Annotated in this window: 21 protein-coding genes; 9 read left to right on the forward strand and 12 right to left on the reverse strand. The window is 44.4% G+C overall.

Features of this window, described 5'->3' with window-relative positions; translation table 11 throughout:
- Window positions 1–2: 2 nt before the first annotated feature.
- From AAAA78_RS00065 to AAAA78_RS00095, 7 genes are read right to left on the reverse strand one after another with little or no spacing between them, the layout of a single operon-like run.
- On the reverse strand, window positions 3–953 hold the full coding sequence (locus AAAA78_RS00065; RefSeq protein ID WP_340589625.1) for a 4-hydroxythreonine-4-phosphate dehydrogenase PdxA: 951 nt from the start codon (window positions 951–953) through the stop codon (window positions 3–5).
- Complete coding sequence (locus AAAA78_RS00070) at window positions 946–1,890, reverse strand: peptidylprolyl isomerase (protein WP_340589626.1); 945 nt, start codon at window positions 1,888–1,890, stop codon at window positions 946–948. Before AAAA78_RS00070 ends, AAAA78_RS00065 begins: the two co-directional genes overlap by 8 nt.
- On the reverse strand, window positions 1,883–2,851 hold the full coding sequence (locus AAAA78_RS00075) for a peptidylprolyl isomerase (RefSeq protein WP_340589627.1): 969 nt from the start codon (window positions 2,849–2,851) through the stop codon (window positions 1,883–1,885). Before AAAA78_RS00075 ends, AAAA78_RS00070 begins: the two co-directional genes overlap by 8 nt.
- 16 nt (window positions 2,852–2,867) lie before the next feature.
- Entirely contained in the window at window positions 2,868–3,674 is an 807-nt protein-coding gene (locus tag AAAA78_RS00080) for a peptidylprolyl isomerase (RefSeq protein ID WP_340589629.1), read from the reverse strand.
- A gap of 53 nt (window positions 3,675–3,727) precedes the next feature.
- On the reverse strand, window positions 3,728–4,381 hold the full coding sequence (locus tag AAAA78_RS00085) for a lysophospholipid acyltransferase family protein (RefSeq protein ID WP_295904246.1): 654 nt from the start codon (window positions 4,379–4,381) through the stop codon (window positions 3,728–3,730).
- A 2-nt stretch (window positions 4,382–4,383) separates the two neighbouring features.
- Window positions 4,384–5,352 carry an electron transfer flavoprotein subunit alpha/FixB family protein gene (locus tag AAAA78_RS00090; protein ID WP_340589630.1) on the reverse strand — a complete coding sequence of 323 codons (969 nt, stop codon included), beginning with the start codon at window positions 5,350–5,352 and terminating at the stop codon, window positions 4,384–4,386.
- A gap of 10 nt (window positions 5,353–5,362) precedes the next feature.
- Entirely contained in the window at window positions 5,363–6,136 is a 774-nt protein-coding gene (locus AAAA78_RS00095) for an electron transfer flavoprotein subunit beta/FixA family protein (protein ID WP_340589632.1), read from the reverse strand.
- 183 nt (window positions 6,137–6,319) lie between these two features.
- On the opposite strand from AAAA78_RS00095, the gene AAAA78_RS00100 reads away from it, so the two are divergent.
- The 5 genes from AAAA78_RS00100 (at window position 6,320) to AAAA78_RS00120 (ending at window position 12,052) form a co-directional block, all read left to right on the forward strand.
- On the forward strand, window positions 6,320–6,979 hold the full coding sequence (locus AAAA78_RS00100; protein WP_340589634.1) for a succinate dehydrogenase cytochrome b subunit: 660 nt from the start codon (window positions 6,320–6,322) through the stop codon (window positions 6,977–6,979).
- Between the two features lie 12 nt (window positions 6,980–6,991).
- Window positions 6,992–8,908: a fumarate reductase/succinate dehydrogenase flavoprotein subunit gene (locus AAAA78_RS00105; protein WP_340589636.1), complete on the forward strand. Its 1,917-nt coding sequence runs from the start codon at window positions 6,992–6,994 to the stop codon at window positions 8,906–8,908.
- 10 nt (window positions 8,909–8,918) lie between these two features.
- Entirely contained in the window at window positions 8,919–9,707 is a 789-nt protein-coding gene (locus AAAA78_RS00110) for a succinate dehydrogenase/fumarate reductase iron-sulfur subunit (RefSeq protein WP_295904237.1), read from the forward strand.
- Between the two features lie 273 nt (window positions 9,708–9,980).
- Window positions 9,981–10,229 carry a hypothetical protein gene (locus tag AAAA78_RS00115; RefSeq protein WP_340589638.1) on the forward strand — a complete coding sequence of 83 codons (249 nt, stop codon included), beginning with the start codon at window positions 9,981–9,983 and terminating at the stop codon, window positions 10,227–10,229.
- A 179-nt stretch (window positions 10,230–10,408) separates the two neighbouring features.
- Window positions 10,409–12,052, forward strand: coding sequence for a S8 family serine peptidase (locus tag AAAA78_RS00120; protein WP_340589640.1), 1,644 nt, complete (start codon window positions 10,409–10,411; stop codon window positions 12,050–12,052).
- 42 nt (window positions 12,053–12,094) lie between these two features.
- On the opposite strand, the gene AAAA78_RS00125 is transcribed toward AAAA78_RS00120, so the two are convergent.
- Genes AAAA78_RS00125 through AAAA78_RS00135 form a run of 3 tightly spaced genes read right to left on the reverse strand, consistent with a single transcriptional unit; the run spans window position 12,095 to window position 14,823 of the window.
- On the reverse strand, window positions 12,095–13,252 hold the full coding sequence (locus AAAA78_RS00125) for a DUF3095 domain-containing protein (RefSeq protein ID WP_340589642.1): 1,158 nt from the start codon (window positions 13,250–13,252) through the stop codon (window positions 12,095–12,097).
- Complete coding sequence (locus tag AAAA78_RS00130; RefSeq protein ID WP_340589643.1) at window positions 13,239–14,123, reverse strand: alpha/beta fold hydrolase; 885 nt, start codon at window positions 14,121–14,123, stop codon at window positions 13,239–13,241. The genes AAAA78_RS00125 and AAAA78_RS00130 overlap by 14 nt, the downstream gene beginning before the upstream one ends.
- Window positions 14,124–14,133: 10 nt before the next feature.
- On the reverse strand, window positions 14,134–14,823 hold the full coding sequence (locus AAAA78_RS00135; RefSeq protein ID WP_340589644.1) for an FHA domain-containing protein: 690 nt from the start codon (window positions 14,821–14,823) through the stop codon (window positions 14,134–14,136).
- 147 nt (window positions 14,824–14,970) lie between these two features.
- Between AAAA78_RS00135 and rpsF the strand changes: the two genes are divergently transcribed.
- The 4 genes from rpsF (at window position 14,971) to AAAA78_RS00155 (ending at window position 17,905) form a co-directional block, all read left to right on the forward strand.
- Window positions 14,971–15,435 (forward strand): 30S ribosomal protein S6, encoded by a 465-nt coding sequence (rpsF, locus tag AAAA78_RS00140; protein WP_340589645.1) that lies wholly within the window; start codon window positions 14,971–14,973, stop codon window positions 15,433–15,435.
- Window positions 15,436–15,450: 15 nt separating this feature from the next.
- On the forward strand, window positions 15,451–16,341 hold the full coding sequence (locus AAAA78_RS00145; RefSeq protein ID WP_340589647.1) for a DUF2232 domain-containing protein: 891 nt from the start codon (window positions 15,451–15,453) through the stop codon (window positions 16,339–16,341).
- Between the two features lie 12 nt (window positions 16,342–16,353).
- Window positions 16,354–16,797 carry a 50S ribosomal protein L9 gene (gene rplI / locus AAAA78_RS00150; protein ID WP_340589648.1) on the forward strand — a complete coding sequence of 148 codons (444 nt, stop codon included), beginning with the start codon at window positions 16,354–16,356 and terminating at the stop codon, window positions 16,795–16,797.
- Window positions 16,798–17,053: 256 nt separating this feature from the next.
- Entirely contained in the window at window positions 17,054–17,905 is an 852-nt protein-coding gene (locus AAAA78_RS00155; RefSeq protein WP_340589650.1) for a S1 family peptidase, read from the forward strand.
- 69 nt (window positions 17,906–17,974) lie between these two features.
- Here the strand turns inward: AAAA78_RS00155 and AAAA78_RS00160 are convergent, their stop codons facing one another.
- Both AAAA78_RS00160 and AAAA78_RS00165 read right to left on the reverse strand, forming a co-directional pair.
- Complete coding sequence (locus AAAA78_RS00160; RefSeq protein ID WP_340589652.1) at window positions 17,975–18,169, reverse strand: hypothetical protein; 195 nt, start codon at window positions 18,167–18,169, stop codon at window positions 17,975–17,977.
- A 113-nt stretch (window positions 18,170–18,282) separates the two neighbouring features.
- Window positions 18,283–19,209 carry an SDR family oxidoreductase gene (locus tag AAAA78_RS00165; protein ID WP_340589653.1) on the reverse strand — a complete coding sequence of 309 codons (927 nt, stop codon included), beginning with the start codon at window positions 19,207–19,209 and terminating at the stop codon, window positions 18,283–18,285.
- Window positions 19,210–19,220: the final 11 nt, after the last annotated feature.

A 19,220-nucleotide genomic window follows, 5' to 3' on the forward strand; every position in this document is an offset into this window, starting at 1 on the left:
CTCTAGAGTCGAGCTAATTTTATCGCCCAGCGAATGGAATCAATCATCGAATGCGGATTTGCGATATTTTTACCAAAAATATCCTTTGCAGTCCCATGGTCCACACTTGTGCGGATGAAAGGAATTCCAAGGCTGATATGAACCCCACTATCCTGCCCGTGAATCATCTTAAATGGAATAAGTCCCTGGTCATGATAAAGAGTCAAATAAACCGAATAGCGCTTCCAATTGGATTCAAAGAAAGCAGCATCAGGCACCAACGGCCCTTCCATCGGGATTCTATTTTCTTTCGCAAAATTAATGAGCTGAGGAAACAGAAGAAGCTCTTCATTTCCGATCAGACCTTTTTCGCCGGCGTGAGGATTTAATCCTAAAACACCGATGGGTCTTTTGCTTTGTGCCGCCGGAAGTTTTTTACGAAGTTCGTTAGCATTTTTTAAAGCCTCTGCAAGAACCGTAAAATTTAAACTCTTTGAAACTTTGGAAACGGGTACGTGAGCTGTCGCAAGAACAACGTTAAATTTTTCTCCAACAAAACCCATGTTCACGTGTTTGGCTTTTGAAAGGCGCTTTAAAATATCGGTGTGACCAAGATCTTTAAAGCCGGAATCTTTGATACTTGTTTTTGAAAGAGGAGCTGTCGCGATGCCATCGATCTTTTTTTGCAAACAAGCCTTGGCACTGATTTCAACCCACTCTGCAGGTGAAAGATCAGAAGCAATATCGATCAAATAAGGGCCGTCAACTTTAAGAGCCTCTTCAAGAGAATCAACAGTGATGCGTGTCCATTTTTTATCGATAAGTTTAAGGTATCGAGGATCACCGCCATCAGTACGCCACAAAATAAACTGAACATTTTTTTGCGGACCGAGGTGATGCAGAGCTTTGGCAGTGACTTCAAAGCCAATGCCGTCAACATCACCTGTAGTAAGAGCAATTCGCAGTTTACTCATTGATACGAACGAAAGATTCGTCGCGTTTGTTTTGCAACCAAGTTTTCAGTTGGCGTTTGAAGCTGGCCTCAAGAAGTCTTGCTTTGATGGCTTCTTTTGCGCGTTCAAACTTTGGATCTGTCGTCAGTTTTTTTCCAGTGAGCTTTACGATGTGATAACCCATACGAGATTTCACGATCGGAGTTGTTTCGCCCACTTTCAAATTGGAAATAGCTTCTTCAATCTCTGGTAAGAACTCGCCGGATTTAAATGTTCCAAGGCTTCCCCCAGATGAAAAATTTGGGTCTTCACTGAACTGCTGAGCCAAAGTTTCAAAGCTTTCGCCACTGCGAAGTTTGCCCATCACAGTTTCCGCGCGCTTGAGGGCTGCCTCTGCTCCGCCTTTTTTAGGGCTAAAGAAGATGTGTGACACGCTAAACTCGTCAATCGAAGGACGGTTGTTCGGATTTGTTTTTAGATATTCGTTCAAAGCGTCTTCGTCAGAGATACGAAGTTTTGAAATGATTTCTGAGTCCATCAAAGAACGCTTTTCAATGCTGCTTTTTAAGAAGACTTTGTATTCTTCAAAAGAAACACCTTGGCCTTTGATGATGTTGGCAAGCTCAGCTTCACTGACGTTGTTTCTTTTTGCCATGTCTTTAAGTTCAGATTCAACGCGGTCATTTGTAACAGTGAGGTTGAGTCTTTTGACTTCAGCTTCAATCAACTTTTCATTAATCAAATAATCAAGCTGTGCTTTGCGATTTCCTTTAAGGCTTGTCACCGGCTTATCGAAAAGAAGTGAATCATCGATAAGACCTTGCTTGCCGATACGTTTTTCAAGTTCTTTAAAATCAGATTCAAGAACCAATTCGGTATTTACGATAGCCACAGTTTTTTCCACAACTTCAGCGTGGCTGGGAACAGCGACTAGCAAAGAAAAGAGAATATTAATCATTGGGCCCTCGCGTATCTACTTTAATCGTATTCAGTAATTCGTAGTCCTTTAGGACTTTACTACTTCTAAGCTGGGCATCAAGCCAAGCTACGTATTCTGCCTGCTCGCGTTGCGCTTTTAGGGCCCGGACAATTTGTGATTTAACTTCTTCAAGAGGCAAGGTTGTAGCCGGTGCTTTTTTCTCAACACGGATTAAATGCACACCAAAGGGACTTTTAACAGTCTGAAGGCCCGCTCCTGCGCTAAATAAAGGATCAAAGTAATCGACAGAACCTTTTTCAATCCATCCAACCACGCCGCCTGTTTTGGCTTCCGGTGTGATAGAAAATTTTCTGGCAAGCTCCGCAAAATCACCCGTTTTTAAATCGGTTTTGATGGCGTCTGCTTTTGCGTCTTCATCCACCACGATCTGGCGAATATAAATACGCTCTTTGCGTTTATAACGGTCTTTGTGATCTTCGTAATAGCGTTTGATTTCTTCATCACTAGGCGCTTTGACTTTTTCATTGAGCTTTTTAAAGACCTCTTTTTCCACAAGTGAATAACGAAGCTCTTCACGCCACTCTGAAAATGACAGGTTTTCTAAAGCCAAGGCACGACGGAAAGAAAGATCGTCAGGATAGTTTGCACGCAATTTGTCGACTTCTTTATCCAGCATGGTTTCAGAGATCACAATACTCTGAGCACGAGCCCAATCTAGAGTTAAACTCTTCACCAGAAAATCACGCAGAATTTCTTCTTTAATACGATGAATATTGTTGGGATCTTTCGCGGCCAGAGCATCGAAGTTACGAAGTCTTCGTGCAAGCTGATTGGCGAATTGTTTTGAAGTCAAAACGTGATCGTTCACCTTTTCAACGGGTTTCGTTGAAAGCTTTTGGTAACTGGATGGACAACCCGCCAAAGCGAGACTCATAAAAGCAAAAAGCCCCGCAGTAACGGGGCTCTTTAGAAATTTCATAAAACAAGTTCCTTAATTAAAGGGCGCTCTTATTTTCTTTAATTGGGTAAGACTTCTTCAACTTATCGAAGTACTCGTTGAAGATCTGTTTTCTTTTTTCATCGAAAACAGCGGCTCTGATTTGACGCTTGTTTGCGTTCTCAAAGCTTCTACGACCTGTCAGCTTGATGATGTGGAAGCCGAACTGAGATTCGATGAGCCCCTTGATTTCACCGACTTTCATGTTCACGATCGCATCATAGTATCCAGGTACAAGTGTTACACGTGATTGCCAGCCGATGTCGCCACCAGCTTGTTTTGAAAGAGCGTCATCAGAATACAATTTAACAAGCTCTTCAAATGGTCTTTTACTTTTCTTAACTTCTTCGAAGATTTCAGTCGCGCGTTTTTTTGCTTCAGCAATTTGTGTCTGCGTTGCGCCTGGTTTGAACTCAATCAAGATATGGCTTGTGCGAAGTTCCGGATTCTTAGCGTACCACTCTTGCATTTCTTTATCAGAAACTTGGATTTTTTGGATGCGTGGGCCGATGTCTTTTTCAAGAAGAGCTTTGTACATCTCTTGGTTAAAACGATCTAAAACGACAGGATCTTTTTGAAGACCGCGTTTTTCAGCTTCTTGCAAACCGACTTCGTAACGAACCAAATCTTCCAAGAATTGTTCTTTTGTTGGAGGATTGATCGTTTGAGATTTCACTTCGTTGTATTTCTTATTGAATTCTTCAACGGTGATTGTTTTTTTGCCTACCTGAGCGACCACATCTGTGGCTTTTTGAGCGTATGAGTTTGCAGAGATGAGCAACAAGATGCTGATAATAAGTTTCATACTTTAAAAGTCCCTTTAAAAAGTTGAATACACGTCACCTAAAAACGCTAGCACTAGGCATCATTATCCGCAATGAATTTAAGAGCTTGCTGTCTTGCGTGGTGTAAAAGAGCTTCTAACTCTAGAGCAAGGTCTGGGTTTCTAGGATCTGCATCTCGAGACACGGGAGCAAGAGGTCCCACCCAATAAATGATCACCTTCGCAAAAGGTTTTGGGAGAAAAGTTTTGTTCCACGATTTTGGAAAATGAATCGCGCGATCGCAGGCAACTCCGGCGGCATAAATCGGACCGGAAATCATACGAGAAAGTTCGAAAACTCCGGGCTTTACTTTGTGTAACGGACCTTTAGGGCCATCAACTGCAAAGCTGCAATTTCCCCCGTCTTTTACTAAACGCAAAAGACCTTTGAGCGCTTGAACTCCACCGCGAGTTGAAGAGCCGCGACTGGTTTTTGCACCCAACCATTTCAAAACTTTTGCCATCAACTCACCGTCTTTGGATTGCGATGCAATCGTGGCGATTCGATAGCGTTTTACGATGGAAAGAAGTGCGAGCTCGTCACCGTGCCAGTGAGCGAGAACAACTGCTTTTTTATGTTCTAAAGAATTATGAAGAGAATCAGGTTCGATGACCCGAACCCTCCATGTCCATGAAAGGGTTCGGTAAAAAACGAAAACAATAATCGGAAGAATATACTTTCTAAACACGATTAGTGGTGAAGAGCTTTTTTGAACTCTTCCGTCAATTTTGGAACGATTTCAAAAGCGTCACCAACAATTCCGTATGTCGCTTTTTGGAAGATCGGAGCGTTTGGATCATTGTTGATTGCAACGATAACTTTAGAGCCACTCATACCTGCCAAGTGTTGAATCGCGCCAGAAATACCAACAGCAATGTACAAAGAAGGAGCCACTGTTTTACCAGTTTGTCCAACTTGCATACCGTGACCAACCCAGCCGGCATCAACAACCGCACGTGAAGCACCCACAGTCGCGCCAAGAACGTCAGCCAAGTCGTTCAACATTTTGAAGTTCGCAGCCTCTTTCAAACCACGACCGCCAGAAACGATGATGTTTGCTTCCGTCAAATCAAGCTTCTCGCTTGTGCCTTTAACGATTTCTTTGATCAAAGTTTTAAGATCTGGTTTTACAACCGCTTGTTCAACAACGTTTGCAGACTTAGAAGTGTCCGCTGCTGCCACTGGAAGTTGATTTGCGCGCATCAAAACGATTTTCAAATTCGTGTTTTCGAAATTCGCTTTAGCGAAGCATTTTCCAGAGTACATTGGTTTTGTTGCTGTCACTGAATCGCCAGAGATATTCAACTCTGTGCAATCAGAAGCCACACCCGCGCCCAAACGAGCTGCTACGCGAGGAAACAAGTCTTTACCTGTCGAAGACGCAGAAGCAAGAATGATGGAAGGTTGAACTTTTTCGATGATCGCTGCGATGTTTGCAGTGAAAAGCTCTGGATTGTAAGAATCCAAAGAAGCGTCTTTCACAACATGAACTTCATTTGCTCCATTGTGACCCGCTGCAGCCGTCACATCACCTGCGTGAGAACCGAAAACCACAGCCGCAACTGTGTTTCCAGATTTCGCCGCCGCCTGAAGTAGTTCGATCGAGCTGCGTTTAAGTTTTCCGTTTGTTTGTTCAGCAAAAACTAAGACTTTACCCATTTCGTACTCCTTACAAAACTTTCGCTTCGTCGCGAAGAAGTTTAACCAACTCAGCCGCTTGTGCAGAAGCATCGCCAGCGATGATTTTTACCGCAGGTTTTTCAGCAGGAAGAGCGAAATTTGTGTATTTAACTTTGATGTCTGATGCAGGAATGTTCAAAGAAGAGAATTCAATTTCTTTGATCACTTTCTTTTTTGCTTTCATGATGCCAGGAAGACTTGCGTAACGAGGCATGTTCAAGCCTTTGTTTGCAGCGACAACTGCTGGAGTCATCATTTGCACGACTTCTTTAGCTCCGCCTTCAACATCGCGCTCAACAACAACGTTTTCGCCATTGAATGCAAATTTAGAAACCACAGTCGTGTGAGGAACATTTAGGAACTCAGCAAGCATTTGGCTTACTGAAGACGCATTATCGTCGATCGCCAATTTTCCAGAGAAGATAACTTTTGCGCCACCCTCAGCCTTAATAACTTCAGCCAGAGCTTTTGCTGTGGAGTAGTTGTCCAGATTTTCAGCATTTACTACGATCGCCTCATCAGATCCCATCGCCAAAGCCGTGCGGAGAGATTCAACAACACGCGCCTTTGGTCCAACGCTCAAAACCCACACTTGAGAACCTGGGTTGGCGTCGCGAAGTTTCACAGCTTCTTCAACTGCGTATTCGTCATAAGGGTTCAAAACCCATTTAATTCCCGCCGTGTCGATTCCGTTTTGGTCGGGAGTGATTTTAATCTTTGTTTCGGTGTCGGGCACCTGCTTGATACACACAAAAATCTTCATGTTTTTACCCCGTTTTTTTAGAGGTTTTGTTCTATCGCAAGTCCAGGAAAGGCAAAACTAAATTCCATATTTAACGTGTTGCGAAACATGACGGGTGTCATAGACAATCCGAAGGCCTCGGAGTTAAGTTAATTGTAAACTTATTGAGAAAATACATAGCAACAAAACAAGGGGTTCAACACCATGTCTGGATTTCTCGGTTCCACCGTCGGGAAAAAATACTTAATGGGAATCACTGGTTTAATTTGGGCGGGATTTGTTCTCGCACATATGGCCGGTAATCTATTAATTTTCGTCAGCCACGATGCTTACAATGCTTACGGGCACGCGATTACAAGCGGTAACATCATTTACGTCGCAGAAACTGTTTTAGTTCTGGCGTTGATTGTTCACGTGTACACGGCGTTTTCTTTGACAGCGGCCAATAGAGCTTCAAAAGGTTCTAAGTACGCAGTCGCTGCGAGCGGAAAAAAGAAAGCGACTCTCGCTTCTCGCACAATGGCGATTCAAGGTTCTTTGATTCTTGTCTTTGTGATTCTTCACTTGATCACTTTCAAATACGGCGCTCACTACGAAACAACTGTAAACGGAGTGGTGATGCGTGACCTGGCTCGCTTGATGGAAGAAGTTTTCCAAAGCCCTGGTTACGTTGCGTGGTATGTGGTTGCTTTGATTATTCTGGGCTATCACTTAAGTCACGGTGTGGGTTCCACTTTCCAATCTCTCGGTTTGATGGAAGGCACTTACCGCAATACGTGGAAAAAACTAAGCTACGCTTATGCATTTGTTGTGGCGCTTGGTTTTATCGCTCAACCTCTTTACCTTTTTCTTATTGCACACTAAGGAGCACTGAAAATGGCTAATAAATTAGATAGCAAAATTCCTAGTGGCCCGATTGAATCTAAATGGACCAAATCCAAATTCGACTACAAACTTGTCAACCCTGCGAATAAGAGAAAACACTCTATCATCGTTGTGGGAACGGGTCTCGCGGGAGCCTCTGCGGCGGCTTCTTTGGGTGAGCTTGGTTACAAAGTAAAAGCTTTCTGCATTCATGAATCTCCTCGTCGCGCGCACTCTGTGGCGGCACAAGGTGGTATCAATGCAGCGAAGAACTACCAAAACGACGGCGACTCTACTTACCGTCTTTTCTATGACACTGTAAAAGGCGGCGACTTCCGTGCGCGTGAAGCTAACGTTTATCGTCTAGCGGAAGTATCAGCGAACATCATCGATCAAATGGTCGCTCAAGGTGTTCCATTCGCTCGCGAATACGGCGGAACTTTGGCGAATCGCTCCTTCGGTGGTGCGCAAGTTTCTCGTACATTCTATGCTCGCGGTCAGACAGGTCAGCAGCTTCTTTTGGGTGCATACTCAGAGATGATGAGACAAGTCGATGCCGGAAACGTGGAGCTTCGCTACCGTCGCGAAATGTTGGATCTTGTGATCGTCGACGGAAAAGCTCGCGGCATCATCGTTCGTAACTTGATCACGGGTGAAATTGAATCTCACGAAGCAGACGCAGTTGTGATCGCTTCCGGCGGTTACTCCAACGTGTTCTTCCTTTCTACAAATGCGATGAACTGTGCTGTAACAGCGGCATGGAAAGCTCACAAACGTGGCGCTTACTTCGCAAATCCTTGCTACACACAAATCCATCCAACGTGCATCCCTGTTCACGGAGAAAATCAGTCAAAATTGACTTTGATGTCTGAGTCTCTTCGTAACGACGGTCGCGTGTGGGTTCCTAAAGCTGTGGGTGACAAACGTCATCCAAATGAAATCCCAGAAAACGAACGCGATTACTATTTGGAGCGCGTGTATCCTTCATTCGGCAACTTGGCTCCTCGTGACGTGGCTTCTCGTCAGGCGAAATATCGCTGCGATGAAGGCCGTGGCGTGAATGAAACTGGTAAAGCGGTTTACTTGGATTTTGCAGACGCGATCAAACGTTTAGGCGAAGACAAGATTTCTGAGAGATACGGAAACTTGTTTGAAATGTACGACAAGATCACAGGTCAAAATCCATACAAACAACCGATGATGATCTACCCTGCTCCTCACTATACAATGGGTGGCTTGTGGGTGGACTACAACTTGGAATCAACAATTCCAGGATTGTTCGTTGCCGGCGAGGCCAACTTCTCTGACCACGGTGCGAATCGTTTGGGTGCCTCGGCATTGATGCAAGGTTTGGCAGACGGTTACTTTGTTCTTCCTTACACATTGGGTAACTACCTTGGTGGAACGAAGCTTGAAAAAGTTTCGACTTCAAACGACGCATTCAAAGCGGCAGAAGACGGAGTGAAAAAAGAAATCTCTAAGCTTATGGGCATTAAAGGTAATCGCACAGTGGACAGCTTCCATAAAGAGCTTGGTCACATCATGTGGGAATACTGTGGAATGGGCCGTAACGAAGCAGGTCTTAAAAAAGCTCTGCAAGAGATTCCAAAACTTCGTGAAGAATTCTGGCAAAACCTTCGTATCCCTGGTGATGCGAATTACCTTAACGTCGAGCTTGAAAAAGCCGGACGTGTTGCTGATTTCTTGGAGCTTGGTGAGTTGATGTGCCGTGATGCTTTGGAACGTCAAGAGTCTTGCGGTGGTCACTACCGTGAAGAATTCCAAGTGGATGGTGAAGCAAAACGTGACGATGCGAACTTCTGTCACGTCGCTGCCTGGGAATACACTGGTGAAAACAAACCAGAAGTCCGCCACAAAGAAGAACTTGTTTTCGAAAACGTACACCTAGCAACTCGTAGTTACAAATAAGAGGCGTAAAATGGCTGGTAAACATATCAATTTGACTTTGAAAGTGTGGAGACAAAAAGGCCCAAAAGATCAGGGCGGATTTGTTGAGTTGCAAGCAAAGAACGTCTCTGAAGACGCGTCTTTCTTGGAAATGCTCGATGCTGTGAACGAAGAACTTGTCGGTAAAGGTGATGAGCCCATCGCCTTTGATCATGACTGCCGCGAAGGTATTTGTGGCGCTTGTGGTTTTGTGATCGACGGTGAAGCTCACGGTCCAATGAAATCAACAACAGTGTGCCAATTGCACATGAGAAATTTCACAGACGGTGCGGTTTTAACAATCGAACCTTTCCGCGCGACTTCTTTCCCTGTGATTAAAGATTTGATGGTGGATAGATCTGCTTTCGACCGTATCATTTCTGCAGGTGGATATATTTCTGCTAACACAGGAAACGCTGTTGATGCGAACTCTGTGCTTGTTCCGAAAGCGGATGCCGATGAAGCAATGTCTTCAGCGACGTGCATCGGTTGCGGTGCTTGCGTAGCAGCTTGTAAAAATGCTTCTGCGGCATTGTTCACATCAGCAAAAATCTCTCACATGGCTTTGCTTCCGCAAGGTCAGGTGGAAAGAAAAGACCGTGCTCTTCGCATGGTGGCAGCAATGGATGCGGAAGGTTTCGGATCATGCACAACAACGGGTGCTTGTGAGGCGGCTTGTCCTAAGGAAATCCAACTTACAAACATCTCTCGTATGAACCGCGAATTCTTCGTTGCGAATGCGACAAAACGTCCGAAGCACAAAGACGGCGGCGCGGGATAGAAAGCGGGATAGAAAATAGAGAATCGAAAATCGATAAATGGAAAGAGGAGTCCTTAATGGGGACTCCTCTTTTTTTGTCTCTAAGCTTTCTTGTTATTTCATATAGATACGTCGCTGCAGCGAAAAATTATCTAAATAATTCGACCGACAATTAACCTTTAAACTTTGCACCATGGGTCTGTCTCAATGAGAGACATCTTTAGTTCATCCCACCTTTGATTTTCTTCTAAAGCTCACACAACAAACTTCCGAAACTAGACCAAGGATTGGCTTATGAAGAAGATTGGCAACTTAATGGAAGAATTGGGCTTCAACAAAAACGCACCTGACAGTGTGAAAGAAGCCTTTATCAAACATCTCATCAAAGCTTCGACAGGAGTGAACGTGACAACTCCGTCAGAGAAGAAAGAAATCGCTGAGAACCCACAACGAGTTGTTAAACTCACGTCTCCGCAGCAGCTTAGTTTTGATTTTTCTGAAGAGAATCCTCAACCTTCGTCTGGGAAAAAAGCCGTTTCTTAGTCCTGCGAACTAGGAGAAAGCCCTGCTTTTTCCTCGACAAACGCATTGAAATGCCCAGACCTTAAGCTAAAAATCGAAGCTTTCTATTTTAATTTCTGAATATTGATAACCAGCTCACCTTCACATTGGTACCATTTTGGAACTGGCACGTTTGAAATCACCCAGTGAAGGAGTTTTTTATGAAAAGGCTTATCGGAAGAGCCTCCAAGGCAACCATGGTCGGTTTGCTACTAGCAGGAGTCAGTGCATTCGCAGCAGCACCTGAATCAGTTCCAGGCGAATACATTGTTAAACTCAAAGATTCTGTTTCTGCAAAATCAAACATCAACATTTTGAGCCAACAACTGGGTTCATACATCAAGGACACTATTCCTGGTCAAAACATCGTTGTGATCAAGAGACCCGTGTTTGAGATTCAATCCAACGTTGTAAAATCTCTTTCTGAAAACCCACTTGTTGATATCGTAGAACCAAACTTCATCTACAGAATCAACAAAACTCCAAACGATCCAATGTTGGGTCAATTGTGGGGCATGATCAACACAGGACAAGCCGACTCTCAACGCCGTCAAGGTATTGCGGGTGTGGATATCGGTGCGGAAAAAGCATGGGATATCACAACGGGTTCTAAAGACGTGATCGTTGCTGTTATCGATACAGGTGTTGACTACAATCATCCAGATTTGAAAGACAATCTTTGGGTGAACGAAGCTGAGCTTAACGGCAAGCCAGGCGTTGACGACGACGGTAACGGTATCGTTGATGATATTCACGGTGCTAACTTTGTAGACGCTAACAAACCAACTGGAAATCCATTGGATGACCACGGTCACGGTTCACACTGCTCTGGTACTATCGGTGCTTCTGGTAACGATGGCAAAGGTATCGTGGGTGTGGCTTGGAATGTTCGTATCATGGGAGTTAAATTCCTTTCTGCGAGCGGTTCAGGTTCTCTTGACGGCGCTTTGAAAGGTATCGACTACGCAACTAAAATGGGTGCGAAAATCATGTCGAACTCTTGGGGTGGCGGTGGTTACTCTGAAACTTTGAAGCAAGCGATCGAAAGATCTAATGCAGCAGGCGCTTTGTTCGTAGCAGCAGCGGGTAACGAGTCAAACAACAACGACGCGAATCCGACTTACCCTGCAACTTACGATGTACCAAACGTATTGTCTGTCGCAGCTATCGACAACAGAGGCCAAATCGCTTCTTTCTCGAATTACGGTAAAACAAAAGTTCACGTAGGTGCTCCGGGTGTGAATATCTATTCATCAATCACTGGTGGCGGTTACGATTCTTGGTCAGGAACTTCTATGGCGACACCTCACGTGTCTGGTATGGCGGTTCTTTTGGCTTCGAATGAACCAAATTTGACGAACGTAGAAATGAAAGAAAGAATCATCGCAACTTCAAGACCGATCGCAGGTCTTCGTGGTAAATCCCGCGGTGGTTTGGTTGATGCTTATGCGATGTTGACGAACACTTTGCCGGCTCCAGATCCAAATGATCCAATCAACTGGCAAACAGTGAACGTAAACGTTTCTTCAGCTCATCCATACAAAGAGAAATCAAACGAAACGTACGAAGTACGTGTTCCAGGTGCGAAACAAATCGCCTTGTATTTCTCTAAATTCGATACTGAAAGAGATTACGATAAAGTAGACCTTTACGATGCGAACGGTAAAAAAGTAGCAACTATCAGCGGTAAAAACGATGATTCTTTCTCTACTCCAGTTGACGGCGAGTATGTGAAAATCGTGTTCACTTCTGATGACTCTGTAAACCGCTACGGTTTCGACATCACAAAAGCCGCTTGGAGATAATTTAAAAATTAACTAAGTGCTTTAAAAAGGCCACCCTGGAAACTAGGTGGTCTTTTTCTTTTTCAGATCCACGGCTGCAAGTGTATATCCGCCTTGTGCGCCATCGATGAAATGCAAATGCTGATTCTGTGTCGCTGAAAACACGAGACACGTCATGAGAGCTTGTGGCGAGCGATGAGTGCCAAAGACAATCTCTCCCCGCTCTTCAAAAGATTTTAAAAGACTTTCGATTTCTTGGGCCTGCTTGGAGGAGCAATCTAAAACCATGCGCAAAAGATCGTCGTACTTTTGAAAGTCCGAGTTTGAAATGATTTCTGATTTGTATTTGCGGGGATCAAATCCTCCCGCTGAGATATTAAAACGAATCATGATAAAGGCGATTAAAGAATCTATGGCAGCTCCAAAAAATTCCGGAATGAATTTACCAGGACGAGATTTCGCCTCTATCGCCAAAGTTTTTGGTGGCCATTTTATTTTCATGCTGCCTGGATTTGTGGGACACGCGATTTTAAAATTGCCACCTAAAATTTCGCGAAGACCCGCAAGCACACGGTGATAAATATCAAACGACCTTTCTTCGTCGCCAGCGGCACTCACAAGAATCGTCAGAATTGTTCCTTTTTGTGTCGAGAGCGGCTCCCAACGGCATGTCAGGCCCTGTAGTTTCGGTGCGATCTCATCATCAGAAGCTTGAATAGCAAGGCCACCGAGCCCCTTTTTCATTTTCTCTTCGGCTCGTCTTAAAGCGCCTCCGCGAAATTGATAAATAACGTTGCCTTGAGAAAGCTGATATTTTCCCAAAAGCAATTTGCATCCCTCGTTGCAAACTTCTTTAAGATCAAAAATAAAACTACGCAGTTCAAGATCAAATTCTTTTTTCGACCACGCCTGAACACTCTTGAGCGCCACAGACGCTTGAATTTTAAATTCAGGAGGAACTAAAAGTGTCGCGCCATCACCGCCAAAAACAAACGGCAACTCGCGCACGTTAAATTCATTTAGAAGAGCTGTGATGCAAGCTGCCCCTACCATATTTACTTCGCGGTAGCGGCCGGATTGCACGGCTTTCGTGGAACCTTTGATGTCTGTAAGAATCAATCCCCAGTCTTCGGGAACAGTAAGAAAATTTTTGTCGTCAGAGATATGCAGAAAGTCGTCAAAGCTAGGAACTTGTTTTAAGAAGTCCTTAAACTTTTCCATTTCTGACATCCTCTAAGAATTTTTCAATTTTTAAATTCGTGTAGTCAGGAAAATCAAGTTGCGTGCAATGAGAACCATACGGCACAAGTACAAATTCAGAATGTTTGATGGCCTCTTTAAAGTGATATTGAAAGCGAATCGGTGTGACCATGTCTTTTTCGCCAGAAATAATCAGCGCAGGCACACGGATTTTTTCAAGCACGGACTCACCGTTATATTCCATCAAAACTTCAAACAACGTTAAAAACACCTGCAAGTTCAATCGCGCCACACCTCGCATGTAGACTTCGATGTCTTTGATGTGTGTCACACGAAGGTTAAATCCTCCGGCAAGAGCAGCGAGGTACACGGCCATCGGATTATCAACAGCCATTTTCCACAGAGTGTTCCACATATTGGGTTGGCTTTGATATTGGCCTTTAACGAAATAGAAAAACGGCTCAACAACATCAAGACCGAACATGCCTTTGATCGGATTGCGAGCAAAGCCATTGATGAAAATCATCGAGTGGAAAAGTTCGGGATGATTGTCATAGATTTTTAAAATGATCGGCGCGCCAAAACTGTGGCCGGCAAAATGTGCTTTTTTAATTTTCAAATGTTTCGCAAGCAGCACCACATCTTTTGCGAGAGCCTCCATCGTCAACTGACTCATGTCCACAACAGGATTGCTGCGTTGATGTCCACGCAAATCAAACGTGATGACTTTGTAGTGTTTGGAAAAATATTCGACCTGATGGTGCCAGTGATTCATGATGCAGGCGATACCGTAGACCAAAATCAAAGGCTCACCTTCGCCGCGCACTTCGTAGTAAATCGGAGTGCCGTCGAAGCTTTCAAAGGTGCCCGTCTCTTTTGGTGTGATTTCCATGCTGTCCTTCTTACAAGTAGGTGACTTTAATCAGGGTATTTCCCAAAGAAATCAAGTCGCCATCTTTAAGCATTTCGGCATCTATGGACTTATTGTTAAGAGTCACTCGTCCAGGAGCTTTAATTTTAATTTGCACCATGCCTGGACCTGGGTGAAGTTCGAAGGCCTCTTTTGGCGCTTCTTCGTCTAAAAGCTCGATATCTAACGAGTCAGCACCGGCTCTGCGGGGGCCATAACCTAAAATAATTTCCTCATCCGTCTGAATGCCTTGGATGAATGAGAGTTTTAAGGAGGGGCTAAAGCTTTGCAAAACAGCGGGCTTTTTGATCTTCGGATTTTCCAAAGCCTGCAGCCTGTCTTTGAGAATGCTGCGCCAAGTTATGAGGCGGCTAAAGTCGATTGCGAGTTCTTCTTCAACGGTCACGACTTTAAACTGAGTGCGTCCGACCTCAAAGATAACCCCTGATAATAACGCGACTTTCTTTACACGGCGGCCTGAGATGTGGATCCCGTTGGAGGAGTCCAAATCCTGCAAAACAAACTGCCCTTTGCCATCTAATGCGAATTGGGCATGGGTGCTTGAAACCTTGGGGTCTTTAATAATGATGTCAGCCTTGCTGCGGCCAATGGTAAGCCCCTCTTCAACTTTGAAGCGAGAACCTTCGTTGGGACCGTCCACTATCTCAATAAATGTGACCATTTACACATTCTAGGACTGGTTTCTTAGGGATTCAAATGCCTAATCCTTGTGCTTGGGCCTAAGGCGTGCTAAACCCGTTAAACATTTTAAAAGTCATCCTTGCTCCCGCTCACTATGGTGGGGGCTTTAACCGAAAGGATATAGTCAATGGAACTATCTAAAACAAATGCAAAGAAGCCATACGAAGTTGTGGTTCTTATGCACCCAGATGCAACTCTTGAAGATCAAAAAGAGTTGTTCAAAAAGAACAAAGCGACAATTGAATCTTACAAAGGTTCTATCAACTCTTTGGAAACTTGGGGCAAAAGAACTCTTGCAACTCCAATTGGTAAATTGAAAAAAGCGTTCTACTTCCACTCTACGTTTGAAGCAGACACGCAAGCGATTGCTGAGCTTGAGCGTACTATGCGCATCAACGACAAAGTTCTTCGCTTCATGCACACTCGTCTTGACGAGCGTGTTTCTTTGGCAAAATTCATGGAAGGCTTCAAAAAAGGTCTTTCTGAATCTGCTGCTCGTGAAAAAGAACGTGAAGCAAAAATGGCTGCTCGTAAAGCCGCTTTTGCAGCTGCGAAAGCAGAGCGTTCTGAGCGTTTTGATAAAGGCGAATAATTAAGAGCGTAAGCCATGAAGAAGACCGCGACCACGCAGAAATTCATCACAATTTCATCTCTCTCGATTTTGTTGTCGATGATGACTGTAGTTCTGGGAGCGCCTCTTCTTCGTGTATTACGTAAAGCCTACGGTCCCCTCGCCTTTTGGATTTTGGGACTGTTGGTAACAGGAGCAGCGTGGCTCCTGAACGCACAACCTCTCGCACTTTTCTTAGGCTCTGTTTGGATGACTTTAGGGGCTTACATGGAGATGGAGCAAAGAGGACTTGGGTGGTGGATTTCGGGACTTTTGAGCGTCGCCGCAGGTTCTTTGGCTACAGGCCTTGGACTCTTTGGAGCGTTTAAGAAAAACGGAATCAACACGTACGCTGAAGTCCAAAGCTTGGCGGAGAAATTTGCACAGCAAGTTCAGACAATGAATCCGACTGTGAAACTGGATCCGGCGATTTTGGTGCAGCAAGTTCCATCAGCCGTCGTCATAGTTCTCATTGTGACGTTAGGTGTGGGATTGATTTTTGAGAGAAGGGTTTTTTCATGGCTCAATTTGCCCCGTGAGAAAATTGCCTCTCAGCTCAAGTTGTTAGAATATCGTGTTCCAGATTACGTGATTTGGGTTGCGATGACTGCCTTCCTTCTAACAATGGTGAGTTTTGGCGGTAAGGCCACGGCCATCCTGGCAGTAAATATTGTAAACGTTTGTATCGTTCTTTATTTCTTTCAAGGGCTGGCAGTGTTGGAGGTATTTCTGAATTCGATAAGAGCCGGTGTGTTCACTCGAGTTCTGACGTACATAATCTTGGTCGGCCAAATGCTGCTTATTTTAAGTGTCGTTGGTTTGATCGATTACTGGGTTGATTTCAGAGGGCGCATCCGCAGGATGAATAAGCCGGCTGAGAACAACTGAAATGGAGATCACATGAAAGTTATTCTTCAAAAAGATGTTAAAGATGTAGGTCGTGTTGGTGAATTGGTGAACGTTTCTGAAGGTTTCGCAAGAAACTTCTTGTTCCCACGCAAACTAGCGGCTGAGGCTACTGAAAAACGCGTAAAAGAATATGAACACTTGAAGCGCGTTGCTGAAACTAAAAAGAAAAAAGCATTGGCAGAGCGCCAAGAGCTTTTGAACAAAATCAATGGCACAACTGTGACATTCAAGTTGGCTGCTGGTGACACTGACAAACTTTTCGGTACTGTTACAACAACAGATATCTCTAAAGAATTGCAAAAAATGGGTCACTCTGTAGACCGTCGTGATATTCACCTTGAAGAGCCAATCAAGGTTTTGGGTCAGCACAAAGCTGTAGTTCGTTACGCAGAAGGTATGGAAGCAAAAATCCAAATCTCTGTTGAGCGCGCTTAAGGCGACGGGAGTCGCAGGAGGCTGAAGCGCCGCTGGCGCGGAAGCTGGACTGAGCTCTAACATTATTAAGAGAAAAATTCTCGAAAGGGATCCTGCAAAGGGTCCCTTTTCTTTTTGGTGTCCTTCGTACTCCGCTATAAAATCTTAAATGAAATTAAATCTGCCTCCATAAGCATTTGTTATATTAAATATTTGAAAATTTGTATTGCCCTGGTTCCATTTTGGGTGTTTAAGAACTGCACCTTGGAGGGGCGCTATGAAATTTAATAATCTTTTTAAAGCAGTGATGGCAGCAGGTCTTTTCGGATCTCTTGTTGCTTGTTCTCCTGCTAAGCAAAATGCTGTAAATCTTGGTGCTGACAGCTCATCTATTATTGGTGGCGTGACTGTTGATGCAAAAGATCCAATCGCAAAATCAACTGTGGCGATCGTAGCGTCTGTAAAGACAGCGGATGGTCAAGAAGGACAATTCATCTGCACAGGTTCTCTTTTGACTGAGAACGTAGTTTTGACGGCAGGTCACTGTGTTCCTGAAGTGGGCGCTGAATACAAAGAGGTCACTCTTTATGTTATCTTCAACACAGACCTAAGAAAAATGGGTCGTGCTGACATCCGTCTTGTTGTTGATTCTGTGATCCACACTGATTACGGCAAAACAGGCTCTGAAGGCGAAGACGCTCATGACCTTGCGTTGATCAAATTCGCAGGTGCAATGGCTCCTGGCTACACTGTAGCTAAATTCCTTGATGACGAAACTTTGTTGAAGCCAGGTACAAAAGTAACTTTGGCTGGTTACGGTTTGATCGAAACAGATGGCGTGAATACAAAATCTGACGACCGTCTTCGTAAAGTAGACGTTGAAGTTGTTGAAGAGTTCGGTAAACACGAAATCCTTCTTGATCAAACTAAAGGTAAAGGTGCTTGCCACGGTGACTCTGGTGGACCTGCATTCCTTGAAGTGAATGGCACTCAATATGTTTGGGGTGTTACTAGCCGCGGTGCTGGTAAAGACGGAAAAGACGATTGCTCTCTAGTGAGCGTTTACACAAAAGTAAAATCTGAATCTCAATTCGTTCAAGACGGTTTGAAAAAGCTTTCTGCAAAATAGTAGAAACTAAAAATTCAAAACGAAAAAAGGGTCCTCATACAGGGCCCTTTTTCTATTTTAGGCATGCGCTTAAGCGCTCTTTTCGGTCTGCATTTCAAGAAAGACGATCTGAAGGTATTCAGCCATCACTTCACGAAGCTCATCAATGGTGAGCGTCTCAGGGCTTTTCCCGTACTTCTCTAGTAGGGCGTTAAATTCTCTTTCAACAGGATCCTGTGGCAGTCCGGTTGCCGCGATCACTGTCTTTGCTAAAGTCTCTCCCATGATCAGCCTCCATGCTTAACAAGGGTCTCGCTTTTAAGACATCCCCAGTCCATCAAGAGGTTAAAAGGAACTCAACCCTAAACCCGCAATCAAGTCCAAGGTCTAGGTTCGCTTTAGCGACGGCGGTGAGAGTAATCTTTCGACCAACTTTTAGCGTTGGGAAGAAGCCAGTAAAGAATTGGCAAAAGAACCCGGCGCGGAAGCAGGCGGCGGAAATAATAGAACAACACTGCATCTAAAGTTGCCGGGTGCCATAGAGGCGGATTTTCCTTCTTCATCACCTTCACAACTTGTTTGGCGATCTTTTCTGGCGTTGTGAGCGAGAGATTCATCATGCGCTCCACAAATGGAGTCATGTTCTTATAAAAATCGCTGTAAGGTCCGCTCCAGTTGCGAGTCGGATCAGAAAGTTCTGTGTGATACACATTTCTAAAAGAATTGCTGTGAATAAACCCTGGTTGCACTAACGTGATCGTCACACCAAAGGGGCGCGTCTCATACCATAATGCTTCACTAGCCCCTTCCAGCGCGTATTTTGAAGCGGAATAGGAGGCCATAGTGGGCATCGCAAGCATTCCGCTCACTGAAGAAATATTGATGATCTTTCCACGGCCCGTGTCGCGCATGTGTGGTAGAGCTAGACGAATCATTCCCATGGGGCCGAAATAATTTGTCGCCATTTGCAGCTCTTCATCCTTTTCAGTCATATGTTCAACGACCGAGCGATAAGAAACGCCGGCATTGTTGATAAGGATATCAACACCACCCCAAAGCTTTTTGATTTCATTGAAAATACGAATGCGATCCGCTTCGGATGTCACATCTAAAGCGCGAACTACGAAGCGTTCATTGTCCAAAAAATAATTGCGAACTTTTTCAAGGCTCTTTTCACGAGCGGTCACGACAACACGATACTCTGTGTGTTCATACAAAAGTTTTGCGAGAGCTAAACCAATACCCGAAGAACAACCTGTGACTAAAACCACAGGCTGAAAATTTTGAGCTTTCTTACGTTTGAACAAATAAAGTAAGGGCTTCATAGAAGCCCATT

Origin of the sequence: Bdellovibrio sp. BCCA, assembly GCF_037996825.1 — a bacterium.
Classification (GTDB): Bacteria; Bdellovibrionota; Bdellovibrionia; order Bdellovibrionales; family Bdellovibrionaceae; genus Bdellovibrio.